The sequence below is a fragment of the Corynebacterium macginleyi genome, assembly GCF_003688935.1.
Classification (GTDB): Bacteria; Actinomycetota; Actinomycetes; order Mycobacteriales; family Mycobacteriaceae; genus Corynebacterium; species Corynebacterium macginleyi.
Genome location: NZ_REGE01000005.1, coordinates 38,845 through 51,135, shown reverse-complemented (window position 1 = coordinate 51,135; position 12,291 = coordinate 38,845). Strand labels below are relative to the sequence as shown.

Below are 12,291 nucleotides of genomic sequence, written 5' to 3'. Positions count from 1 at the left end.
CCCCAAACCAGTCCTTCCGTGTTCGAGTTATCTAAAGGAAAATGATGGATAACAATTCGCAGTCCGAGGCAGTGGAGCAGACCACTGCCACGGCTAAGAAGACCCGGCGTCGCCGTAAGGCGAAGCGCTCCCTGGCCGGTGGTTTCGCTTTGGCCATCGGTTTGACCGGCGCCGGTGTCTTGGCTTCTGCCTTGACCCCTGATGCTCAGGTCGCAACGGCGGAAAAAGATGACCAAGCCCTCGTGCAAGAGGGTAAGGACATCTACGACACCGCCTGTATTACTTGTCACGGTGCCAATCTGCAGGGTATCGAAGGCCGTGGACCCTCTCTCGTAGGTATCGGCGCCGGCTCAGTGTACTTCCAAGTTCACTCTGGGCGCATGCCGATGATGTCCAACGATGCTCAGGCGGAGCGAAAGGCGCCTCGATACACCGAACAGCAGACGTTGGCACTGGCCGCTTATGTTGCTGCGAATGGTGGCGGTGCGGATATCGTCTACAACGACGACGGAAGCATTGCTCAAGAGTCCCTTCGCGGCGCCAACTACAACGGCCGCATTCAGGCCGAAGATGTCGCTAAGGGCTCTGAACTCTTCCGCATGAACTGTGCGTCTTGCCACAACTTCACCGGTCAGGGTGGTGCGCTCTCCTCCGGTAAATACGCCCCTGAGCTTGCACCTGCCAACGAGCAGGAAATCTATCAGGCAATGTTGACCGGTCCGCAGAATATGCCAAAGTTCTCTGACCGTCAGCTGACTGCAGATGAAAAGAAAGATATTATTGCCTACCTGAAGTCGGCAGAAGAGACTCCGTCTCCCGCCGGTTGGGACCTTGGTGGTCTCGGCCCAGTGGCTGAAGGCCTAGCAATGTGGATTATTGGTATCAGCGCCCTGTGCGCCGCTGCTATGTGGATTGGATCGCGCTCATGAGCAATGTGAAAAAGAATTACACTGACGCAGAGCTCGATAAGATGAGCAATGATGAACTTGCTGCACTTGGTACCGAGCTCGATGATGTTACCGTTGCGTTCCGCAAGGAGCGTTTCCCGGTTGATGGTGACCCCGCAGAAAAGCGTGCCGGTCGCAATGTCGCTATTTGGCTGGCAATCTCCGTTATCGGCGGACTAGGCTTCCTGGGCGTCTACCTCTTCTGGCCTTGGCAGTACAAGCAGCTCGGGGAGGATGGCCTCCTGTGGCACACTCTTTACACCCCGCTGCTTGGTGTTACCGCTGCATTGTCTATTTTTGGACTTGGCTGTGCCATCGTCCAGTACGTAAAGAAGATTTTGCCGGAAGAAATTTCGGTACAGCGTCGCCATGATGGTCCTTCCGATGAAGTGGACCGCCGCACTCTTACCGCGCTCTTGAACGATTCGTGGAAAACTTCCACGCTGGGTCGCCGCAAGACCATTCAGGGTCTGCTCGGTGGAGCCGGTGTTCTCTTCGGCTTGACAGTTATCGCGCCCCTTGGCGGCGCAATCCGCAACCCTTGGAAGGTTCGCCACGACCTGAACTATGCTGGCGACGGCACGCTGTGGACCTCCGGTTGGACGATGCATGAAAAGGGCGTGAAGCTCTACCTTGCCCGTGACACTGGCACGATTGCTGAGAAGCACTCCGGTGCGTCCGGTGAGCACTACACCACCGAAGGTGTTACCCGCCTAGTGCGCGTCCGCCCCGAGGACTTGGCTGCCGGCGGCATGGAGACTGTCTTCCCGCTCGCGGAAGAAGACGTCAACGACGGAGACCTATACGACGCCAAGCGCGACGTATATGAGCACCACATGCACTCCATCCACGGCAACCGCAACGCGGTGATGTTGATTCGTCTGCGCCATTCCGATGCGCAGAAGGCGATCGAGCGTGAGGGTCAAGAAAACTTCCACCACGGCGATTACTACGCCTACTCCAAGATTTGTACTCACATTGGTTGCCCGACGTCGTTGTACGAGGCACAGACTAATCGAATCCTGTGCCCATGCCACCAGTCGCAGTTCGACGCACTGCACTACGGTAAGCCGGTCTTTGGCCCGGCTGCCCGTGCTCTGCCACAGCTGCCCATCACGGTGGACGATGAGGGCTACCTTGTTGCAGAGGGCAACTTCATTGAGCCCGTCGGTCCGGCATTCTGGGAGCGTAAGTCATAATGAGCAATAAACTGGCCCAAATGGGCAACAACATGGATGAGCGTTACAGCGCCGCCGGCGTGTTAAGGACGCAGCTGAATAAGGTTTTCCCAACCCACTGGTCCTTCATGCTCGGTGAGATGGCGCTGTACAGCTTCATCATTCTTCTACTAACGGGTATATACCTGGCGCTATTCTTCGACCCTTCCATCACAAAGGTCATCTACGACGGCACCTATGCACCGCTTAACGGTGTCGAGATGTCGCGGGCCTATGCAACGGCACTCGATATTTCCTTCGAGGTACGTGGCGGTCTCTTTATCCGCCAAATGCACCACTGGGCAGCACTGCTGTTCATGATGTCGATGGTCGCGCACATGCTGCGCATTTTCTTCACCGGTGCTTTCCGCCGACCCCGCGAAGCCAACTGGATTATTGGTTGTACCCTTATCCTGCTGGGCATGGTCGAGGGATTCCTTGGTTACTCCTTGCCGGACGACCTTCTTTCCGGCGTCGGTCTGCGCATTATGTCCGCCATCATCTTAGGCCTGCCGATTATCGGTACTTGGTTGCACTGGGCCATCTTCAACGGCGATTTCCCGTCCGATTTGATGCTGGACCGCTTCTATATCCTTCACGTTCTGGTCATCCCGGGCGTCATCCTGGGCCTCATCGCAGCGCACTTGATCATGGTGTGGTTCCAGAAGCACACCCAGTTCCCTGGACCGGGTCGCGCCGAGAACAACGTTGTTGGTGTGCGCATTATGCCGGTCTTCGCAACTAAGGCAATTGGTATGGGCATGATGGTTGCTGGCGTGTTGGCTTTGATGTCCGGAGTGCTGACCATTAACGCCATCTGGTTGCTTGGTCCGTATAACCCATCGCAGGTTTCCGCAGGTTCTCAGCCCGATATCTACATGCTCTGGACAGACGGTGTGGCTCGTGTCATGCCAGCTTGGGAGCTGTACCTGGGTAATTACACGATTCCTTCCGCTTTTTGGGTCGCGCTGTTGTGTGGTCTGATGGTGGCACTGCTGTTTGCCTACCCGTTCTTGGAGAAGAAGTTCACTGGTGACGATGCTCACCACAACCTTCTGCAGCGTCCTCGCGACGTTCCTACCCGTTCCGCTATCGGTGCCGCAGCAATCGTGTTCTTCCTGCTGGTTACCTTATCCGGTGGTAACGACCACGTTGCGCACTTCTTCCAGATTTCGCTGAATGCGATGACCTGGGTTGGGCGTATCGGCCTGATTATCTTGCCACCAATTGCTTACTTCATGACCTACCGCATTTGCGTTGGTCTCCAGCGTTCTGACCGTGAGGTTCTGGAGCATGGTATTGCTACTGGTGTCATTAAGCAGCTACCGAATGGTTCCTTCATTGAGGTTCACCAGCCGCTTGGCCCGGTTGATGAGCACGGCCATGCAGTACCGCTAGAGTACGCAGGCGCTCAGGTACCGAAGCAACTTAACCACCTCGGTTACGCTGACTCCGAGATTCAGGGCATCTTCAGCCCGGATGATCCGGCACTCATGCGCCGCGTTCACGATATTCACGAGGAGAACCGCGAGGAAGAAGCGGAAATGTTCCGCCGCCTCAACGAGGCTAACCGTCGTGAGGACGAAGAAAACGGTCGAATCTAACCTTTCCTGGTTAGTTCCATACACGCTCACCAGACGAGCCTGCTGTCCACTTAAATCTTGGTGGACAGCAGGCTCTTCTTTTTACAGTATTGATTGGAGTGGCGGGTTTGCTGTCTTAACGCACTACAGCAGGCCTTTCTTGAAGGGACTAGTGCGTTTATCTTGGATAGGTAATTGAACGCAATGGCGGCTTAGGTATCAGCGAATATAAGACGCCCGCGATCGTGTTCGGCGGGCTCGGCTTGGCATTCACCGGTGTCCTTATCTTAGTCCCGTGTATGGGGCCGGATACGAATGTTTGGCTCAATGCCGCACCGCTGCTCTTTTATGAACTGGGCCTTCTTTATGAATTGGGCCTTGGGTTTGCCTCGGCGGAGGCTACTGGTAGGTGCTGCGGCAGAGAACCTTGGCCAGCTTAAGAAATAATCGGAGTTAGTTTAACCGAAGTAGGAAGTGGCCCAAAGCATTCCTACCTCGGTGCTCATTAATCGCGCCCAGAATCGATCGTCCATCCATGCGCTGCCTTGCGTTGTTGCCAGAAGTGACGGTAGATACCGGGAACAACGGAAAGTTCAGCGTGTGTGCCAAGCTGGCTGACGCGCCCGTGTTTATCCAGGACTACGATTTGATCAGCAGATTTAATTGTATCTAGCTTATGGGCGATGACGATGAAAGTTGATTGCGCCCTCAACTCGTCCATTGCGGCAAGGATATTTGCCTCATTCTCAGCATCGAGTGCGGAAGTAGCCTCATCAAAGAGCACAATAGGCGCTTGTTTGAGCAGTGCACGAGCTACAGATACGCGCTGGCGTTCGCCACCGGATAGAAGCCGTCCTCCTTCACCAACCGGCGTGTGCCACCCTAGGCGGTTCGCAATAGATGTCACACCTGAAAGATTAGCTGCGCGGAAAATTTCCTCATCGGAGGCATCGGGACGACCAACGCGGATATTTGCGATCAGAGAACCATCAAAGAGGTAGACGTCCTGAAAGACCATGGACAGTCTGGACATTAGCCGTTCGGTTCCAAGCTCGCGGATATCTACGCCGTCAACCATCACCGCTCCGGAATCTACATCCCAAAATCGCGAAATAAGGCGCGCAATTGTAGTCTTTCCGGAGCCGGAAGGACCGACAATGGCGGTAACTGTGCCCGGCCGAGCATGGAAATTTACATCTACCAAAACCGGCTTATCGCCGTACCCAAACGTGACATTGTTCAGTTCGACACTGCCTGAACCATCTCCTGGCTGCGGATTGGTGGGTTCCGGGAGGGAAGGCGTATCCGTGATGAGCTCGGTTTCGGCAAGTGCGATACGGCCGGCGTCTAAACCGACGAAAGAATTCCCCAGTTGCTCTAGGGTGCGGGTAAACCTCAAGCTGATTCCGATGATCGCAATTGTTTCTAGCGGCGAGAGTGTGCCTTCAATGGCAAGATCTGCGGTGACCGTAATGAGGGTCACGATGAAGATCTGCACCACTATGCCGTTGAACAGCAAAGCTAATGTTGATACCCATAGCTCCCGTAATCGTGCTTTATGGTCGATTTCCAGTGCTTGCTCTAGAGGTGCAAAACCTTGTGACTTTCCTGCCGCGCGCAGCGCCGGTTGGTGGTTAGCAAATTCCACGATGCGCTGGGAGAGCTCTTTACTCGGCTCGAGTGCGCGGTTCGATGCCTTCTCTCGGATCCATGCAGCCAACTGCATCACCGCGAGCGCCACCGGTGCGATGATAAGAAAGACTAGGCCTAGCTGCAGATTCCAGAAACATGCTCCTACTAACAGAGTGACAAGTGCGGCGCTATCGCGATATACAATACCTAGAACATTCGCAATAGTCTCGGCCGCTACCATGAAGCGATCTGAGACGAGGCGAGATAAACCGCCGGTATTAGACGGTACGAACCATCCGAGGGGAAGCGTCGCTAATTTATCGCCCACGGTCGTGTGCGCGGATCGCGCAAAATCCAAAGACGTGTGGTACGAGGCCATGGTGGCGAAAAAGCGGAGTATAAAAGCTCCGAGCGCAATTGCTACGAGCAACCACATCCATGGCGCGATCGTTGTATCACCAACGAGCGCTTGTGTAAGCGGCACAAGTGTGAGAACGGCGAGGCCGTCAAGCACGCCGACGAAAAGAGATAGAAAGGTATACCGTTTATAGAGCTTATGGCCGGCCGGACTCAGCAGCTTTTTTACACTGCGAGTAAGTAGCGGATCGCGCAGCCGCGAACTGGCAGGCATAGAGGCATTAGACATGAGAATTATCCTTCATAGGCTCGAGGCGGATTATTTGGTCTGCGCCTTGGATTGACTCCGGCTTGTGGGCTATAACCAAGACGGTTTTGCCTTTAACGAGTGTGGCCAAAGCCGCTTGAATCTCTGCTTCGCAGTCAGGGTCAGTTGCCGCTGTAGCCTCATCTAGGATCAAGATCGGGGCATCGGTAATAATGGCCCGAGCAATAGAAATGCGTTGCTGTTGCCCACCGGATAACGCGGTGTCCTCACCAACGACGGCGTCGAGTCCAGCCGGTAAAGCGCGAATATCAGCAGCTATGTGCGCAGCTTCTGCTGCTTGCCAGATTTCTTCATCGCTAGCTTCCGAGCGTGCAAGGCGAATATTATCCCGAATACTCATGCGGAGTAAGTGGGGATCCTGTAAGACGAAAGCCACACTGCGGTACAAACTGTCGAAGGTGAGATCGCGGATATCTACGTTGTTAATAGTGATTGTGCCCGAATCTGGATCCTGAAAACGCGCCAGCATCGTCGCTGCTGTGGATTTGCCAGAACCGGAGGGACCAATTAATGCTGTGACCGTGCCTGCGCTTAGCTGAGCAGAGAAGTTTCGGAGGACCGGTGTGCCTGGGGCGTAGCTAAAGCTAACATTGTGAAACTCCACTTCCATGTCCTTACCACTGGTATCGAGACTCATTGAGCCTTCTTGCACATGGGAGATAGTCATAACCTCATCGAGGCGTAACGCGGCATTGCCAGCGAGCTGGTAAGACCACATCATTTGGCCGACGGTCTGAATCGTGCCCGGAATCACCAAGGCAATCAACGTTGTGGCAATGACCTCCGCAACCGTGACATAGTCACCAGCTATCAACAGAGAACCGACTCCTACATTGATAAGGATAAGTACGGGAACCGCCACGACGGACTCCGAAATTGCGCTAACGCGTAGAAGCGGACGGACCCACTCATAGTAGAAGTCAGCGAATTGTTTAGCAGCTTTGCGGTACCGAGCGTGGGCTTTGCCAACCGTGCCAAAAGCCTTGACGACGGTAATGCCCTCCGAGAACTCTACTGCAGTGGCGGATACCTCGCCTAGATAATTGTCCATTTCCGCAGTTTTTGTACCCATATCTTTCATGGAATACGCCTGGATTGCTAAGAAAATGGGCACCGTCGCAATAGAAAGTAGGCCAAGCCGCCAATCCAAAATGAAGGCATACACCAGAAGTGCAAGAGGGGTAAAGATTGCGGCAACTTGATCTACAGGAGCATGGGCTGTCAGGGTGTGCAGAGTCAACGTATCGTCCTCGACGGCTTTGCGGACTTTGCCGGAATTAGTTTGGCTAAACCACGACAGCGGTGCTTTCGCGATAGCGGAAATAATTTGCCGTCGGTTAATCCCCACTAGTTTTGCATCTGCGAAGTGGGTGATAGTAAGAGCCAAGGAGTAAAAGAATAGCTGCCCCAAAAATGCCGCAAGGAGCCATTTCACGATGGAGGCAACAGCATCGGTTTTGCTATCGATTAGAGCATTCCCCAGCGCCACTAACGCAACGTAGGGTGCTACGGCGAGTACTGAGGATATAAGCGTGAGAAATTGCGCGAAGTAGATAGTTGGTTGCACCGGGGCCAGTAGCTTTTTTAGAGCGACCTGACCGGCTTTTCGTTTGCTACGAGCCTCTTCTTCCGGTGACCCACCGTGTGATTTTGGTGTGTGTATTCCGCTTGATTCTGTGGAACTTCGTTTTATCTCAGACATTTATTTCTCAATTCTTATTGATTTCCGTCATATCGATGATTCTGGTAACAGATTCTTGAATGAATTCGTGGTCATGGGTGATAACGATGACCACCGCGCCGCTTGCTGCCAGAGATTGAAGCAGCGTAGAGATGGATTGCAGCTGGTGCCAACCCACCCCAGAGGTAGGTTCATCGAAGATGTAGACCTCTGCTTGCTCGGCTTGGGCGGAAGCAATGGCTAAGCGTTGCCGTTGCCCGCCGGATAGCGACTGCGGATGCCGCAGGGCCACATCCTCCAGATCAAGGCGATGGAGAATCTCGTTGACATTGCAGTGCTCCCGCTCACTCTTTGCTAGGCCGAGCGTGACCTCTTCTTCGGTGGTGGCGGCGAACAACTGGCGGCCAACATCCTGCATCACCATGTACGCGCTGCGCCTGCGCGTTGCTGCTCTAATGCGTTTGCCGTTCAAGCGGAGAATACCACCGCGTTTAGGAGAGGCAAGACCGCAAATGATCCTGGCGAGGGTTGTTTTGCCAACGCCGTTGGGCCCGATTAGGGCGGTGACTTCTCCCTTTGGGAAATATGCGTGGTCAATGTTGATCACTTCATGCGTGCCGTAAGAGAAACGGACGCGGCTTAGCTCAAGCCCGCTCTGCTGGGGATCGGTGTTTTCTTGCGTAGGTGATGTCGGCACACTCGCAGGTAGGGGAACGTGGTGCAGGCTACGCAGCCCTAATTGCTTGCGTGCGGTTTCGTCTAAGGCATAAAACTCATGAGCGTGGAAACTGCGTGATATTTTTCCCTGATTCAGGTAGATAACTTGGTCAGCGATACCTTTTAGGAAAAAGAGACGGTGATCAGCGATGATGATAGTCGTTCCCAATTCCTTTAGGCGACGAAGCATGCATGCAAGCATCTCGATGCTATCCATTGAGAGGTTGGAAGTCGGTTCATCAAGAAGCACGAGACTGCCCGGGAACACAAGCGCACATGCGCATGCCACCGTTTGTAATTGTCCACCGGATAATTCTTTTAATCGCCGACCCCGAAGATCCCTGATGCCTAGTAGATCGACTGCTGATTGAATCCTAGATTCAATTTCTGCGGGATCGATACCAAGGTTTTCTAGCCCGAAGGCCAATTCTGCATTGACGCTTTCAGTGAAAAATTGCGTCCGTGGATTCTGGAATACTGAGGCGCTGAACTCGATGGCGCGTGACAGTGGTTCTTGTGCAGGGGTGAAAGTCTGGTCATTTTTCCTAATAGTGATGGTGCCTAGTAACTCTCCCGGATTGAAATGGGGAATGAGTCCATTGATCAGCTTGAGTATCGTGGACTTTCCTGACCCGGAATCACCGGTAATCAGCAGACACTGCCCTGGAGAGACACAAAAGGACACATTAGATACGCCTGGAATGCCTGGCCGAGCGCCCAGTGGATATGTAAAAGAAACTTCGTGGGCGTTTACACTGGTTGCGACTCTATGCTCGTTCATGCGGGGACCTCCGGGGGCAGCCAGACAGATACAGCAACGAGGCCCAAGCCGACTATCGCAATTGCGTCAACATACCTGAACGAAAGATTTGCGGTGGTAGTCGGACGTATGGGACCTCCCAACCCGCGGATAAGAGCCGAGGCAGCGAGCTCATCTCCGGCGCGGACGACGGCACCTAACAAGGGGATGATCAGCATCGCAGACGACTGCGTGGGCTTCGTGAGCCAACTTTTCACTCCAGGCTGGAGACCCCGAAGGACCATGGCATCACGGATGGCCTTGGCTTCTGCCATAATGATCGGCAAAACCCGCAGGAATACCGCCGGTGGAATGGTGGCCCAACCTGGTAAGCAGAGGTTCCGCATCGCTGAGGCTAAGGTAGATGGTGTGAGAGTGAGTAAGCCGAATGCACCGATGGACATGCTGATAACAAAACGGCTAAGCCAAGAAAAAGTAGCCGCAGTAAATGCGAAAAATGTGGAACCAGGAAGCTGTAAAAGGCCCCAATATCCTAGGTAGGATAATGTGAAAGCGGACAGAGAAATAAGACCATAGTGTGGCTTTACAGTAGCTAGTGCTATGGCGCTGAAGACGATAGAAATCAGCAGTGTCGGTAGGTGGCCGTGGCTGAGCACTACCGCATTGATTACCAGAACAGAAAGCAGTATGGTCCGCGGATCGATAGCGGATCGACGGAGCCCAACCTGTTGTTGTAAGGTCACAGAAGACCAGCACCTTCAAAGTGCCTGCGGCTGACCCGAATTCCGACCTTTCCTCCAATAAAGCCGACGATAAGCGCACCAATGGCGAGTACGCCGACGGTCCATGGCTGGAAGATATTCGACATAGCATCGGCATATTCTTTGCCCATCTGGTTCGCGATATCGGCGTAATACGATTCCGTGTCGAGGATTAGCGGGACAAAAGGCAAAGCGACCCATGTGCAGAAGACGCCGTAGGCAATAGGGAAGGACTTGGTTATCCCGAGACGGCTTTTTGTAATAATCAAATCCGCAATAAACCCAAGAATTATGCCTCCTAGAAAGGTCCAGTAGTAGTGACCGGTGAGCATAAATACGAGCCCGTTGATGCCGCCGACAATAGTGAAAGCGCCCATTTTGGGCGTGCGGGCGGCATAAAGCGCTAGCACGATAGCGTTTGCGATTACTGCGATGAACCATCCAATAAACATGAATTGTGGCCCTGCGAATCCAATCATCCCGGTCACAAATGTGATCACAAAGTAGAGTGCAGCAAATATACCGGCGTTGATGAGATCCCTTGTGTTTAACCGTGCCGTCGGGCCATGGGGTGAGCTTCCATTCTGTGTCGGCTGCGGCGTAGAGGACTTTTGGGGCATAGTCAACCTCGATTCAGGAAACTGGCAAGAAGTAAGGCTTACCTAAATCTTATACTTCAGTCTATGAAGTTTTTCTAATTTTGGTTCGAGGTTTAACCCTTAATGGGGGCGAGTGCCGATAAGCATTTTTAGGACGAACACGAAATTGGATCCGACCCCTGTATGATAAAAAACTGGCATCCGGCCCGGCCGGGAAGGAAAAAAAAGGGGGGGGGGGGGATCTGGGACGCCTCAGCGTGGGGGTTAAGGTATCGATGGCCAATTAGGCACGCATGTGGCCGGCGAGTTCATGGCGTGCGCGTGAATGGGGCCAATGATTATGGACGGGTACGTGTTTTCATCTCTCTCACAGGGTGTCAGGTCGGCGCTGGAGCTTACTTGTGTGCCTCATTTTTTTAGGCGAAGAGGGTTAGTTGATGGGCGAGGTTAAGTAGTTTTCGATTGGCTAGACCCTGTTAAAGAAGTAGCCTGATGGCATAGAAGTGATTACACAAGCCCGGATGTGATTAAGCTCACATACTGAAATTCTGGGTTTTTTCTTTAAGTATTTAAACGTCGGATCGCCAGTTTTGGATTGAGTAACTTTCGGCCATTCCTGCAGTGTATGAGCCTTATCTGCCGGGAACGGCTCTATTGAATGTCAGTCATGGCGAGATTGTTTCGGCTTGGTCAAGGCAAGATAACGAACGTGTAACGAAGCCGGATTTGAGTTGAGGAATGGACATCGATTGTGATGATTTCGTAACCTAATTGAGACATTGAGTTACCGCCCGAAAGGTGCTCAATACGAAATGAAAATTTATAGCGTCGCATCTGGCTCCTCCTAGTGGGGGGCCGAGTGGAGGAAGGCCTAAAGGAATGGCTCTCCAATGAACACTAGGCCCCAGGGTCAGAGCCTTTCTGTAAGGGGGGGGTAGACGCGTAGGAAGATTTGGAGTTTTTCTCGTGGCAAAGCACCGTCGTCTGGGCACCGTAAATACCCGTCGTATCGCATCTACTGCAGCCATCGCTGCAACCGCAACTGTAGCCGCCTCAGGTGTCGCTCAGGCTGCTGAGGTCGTTGTTCCCAATACTGACTACCGTTTCGAGGTCGTCGGCCTTGAAAATATCCCGAACATTGACCTGGTCCCCAATATTGACAAGTACGTTCCGTCCTTGCGGCAGGTTGCCAACCAGGGTGGGGGCAACTTCGTGCCAGCTGTAGAGCAGCTGGCTCCTCCGGCGCCATCTACCGTTGGTCAAAGAGCTCTGGAAGCTGCACGTTCCGTCATTGGCTCGCCATATGTTTATGGCGCGGCTGGACCAAGCGCATTTGACTGCTCTGGCCTGACCAGCTGGGCATACGCCCAGGCTGGCGTTCAGATTCCGCGTACCTCTCAGGCTCAGGCTGCTGGTGGCACCCCGGTTCCCCTAGATCAGCTCCAGCCTGGTGACATCATTTCCTACTACAGTGGCGCTTCCCACGTCGGCATCTATACTGGCAATGGAACAATCATCGACGCGCTCAACTCCGGCATCCCTGTGCAAGAGCGCGACCTGAACTACATGCCGATTTACAACGCTGTCCGTTTCTAATAGGCAGTGAAATGACACGCCCTTTCCTTACAGAAAAGGAGAGGGTTTTGTTGTGCAACGGTGGCTAAAACCCGCTATAATGATTTCGATTTTTGAAAAATTTGAGTTGAAGG

At 53.4% G+C, this 12,291-nt stretch carries 9 protein-coding genes; 4 read left to right on the top strand and 5 right to left on the bottom strand.

The genetic code is table 11. From position 1 onward, the window contains the following. The first annotated feature begins 41 nt into the window (after positions 1-41). The 3 genes from qcrC to qcrB are packed head-to-tail and all read left to right on the top strand — an operon-like array spanning position 42 to position 3,768. Positions 42-929, top strand: coding sequence for a cytochrome bc1 complex diheme cytochrome c subunit (gene qcrC, locus D9V82_RS05230; RefSeq protein WP_121911376.1), 888 nt, complete (start codon positions 42-44; stop codon positions 927-929). After that, positions 926-2,146 (top strand): cytochrome bc1 complex Rieske iron-sulfur subunit, encoded by a 1,221-nt coding sequence (gene qcrA / locus D9V82_RS05225; RefSeq protein WP_121911375.1) that lies wholly within the window; start codon positions 926-928, stop codon positions 2,144-2,146. Before qcrC ends, qcrA begins: the two co-directional genes overlap by 4 nt. Continuing rightward, the gene (gene qcrB, locus D9V82_RS05220; RefSeq protein WP_121911374.1) at positions 2,146-3,768 is read left to right on the top strand and encodes a cytochrome bc1 complex cytochrome b subunit; all 1,623 of its coding nucleotides are present in this window, start codon (positions 2,146-2,148) and stop codon (positions 3,766-3,768) included. The genes qcrA and qcrB overlap by 1 nt, the downstream gene beginning before the upstream one ends. Before the next feature lie 484 nt (positions 3,769-4,252). On the opposite strand, the gene D9V82_RS05210 is transcribed toward qcrB, so the two are convergent. The 5 genes from D9V82_RS05210 to D9V82_RS05190 are packed head-to-tail and all read right to left on the bottom strand — an operon-like array spanning position 4,253 to position 10,603. Further along, the gene (locus D9V82_RS05210; protein WP_121911372.1) at positions 4,253-6,025 is read right to left on the bottom strand and encodes an ABC transporter ATP-binding protein; all 1,773 of its coding nucleotides are present in this window, start codon (positions 6,023-6,025) and stop codon (positions 4,253-4,255) included. Beyond that, positions 6,018-7,766, bottom strand: a complete 1,749-nt coding sequence (locus tag D9V82_RS05205) for an ABC transporter ATP-binding protein (protein ID WP_121911371.1) — start codon at positions 7,764-7,766, stop codon at positions 6,018-6,020. Before D9V82_RS05205 ends, D9V82_RS05210 begins: the two co-directional genes overlap by 8 nt. A gap of 7 nt (positions 7,767-7,773) precedes the next feature. Continuing rightward, complete coding sequence (locus D9V82_RS05200; protein WP_121911370.1) at positions 7,774-9,243, bottom strand: ABC transporter ATP-binding protein; 1,470 nt, start codon at positions 9,241-9,243, stop codon at positions 7,774-7,776. After that, positions 9,240-9,965: an energy-coupling factor transporter transmembrane component T gene (locus D9V82_RS05195; protein ID WP_121911369.1), complete on the bottom strand. Its 726-nt coding sequence runs from the start codon at positions 9,963-9,965 to the stop codon at positions 9,240-9,242. The genes D9V82_RS05200 and D9V82_RS05195 overlap by 4 nt, the downstream gene beginning before the upstream one ends. Then, on the bottom strand, positions 9,962-10,603 hold the full coding sequence (locus tag D9V82_RS05190) for an MptD family putative ECF transporter S component (protein WP_121911368.1): 642 nt from the start codon (positions 10,601-10,603) through the stop codon (positions 9,962-9,964). Before D9V82_RS05190 ends, D9V82_RS05195 begins: the two co-directional genes overlap by 4 nt. A 945-nt stretch (positions 10,604-11,548) precedes the next feature. Here D9V82_RS05190 and D9V82_RS05185 point away from each other — a divergent pair. Then, the gene (locus D9V82_RS05185; RefSeq protein WP_121911367.1) at positions 11,549-12,178 is read left to right on the top strand and encodes a C40 family peptidase; all 630 of its coding nucleotides are present in this window, start codon (positions 11,549-11,551) and stop codon (positions 12,176-12,178) included. Positions 12,179-12,291: the final 113 nt, after the last annotated feature.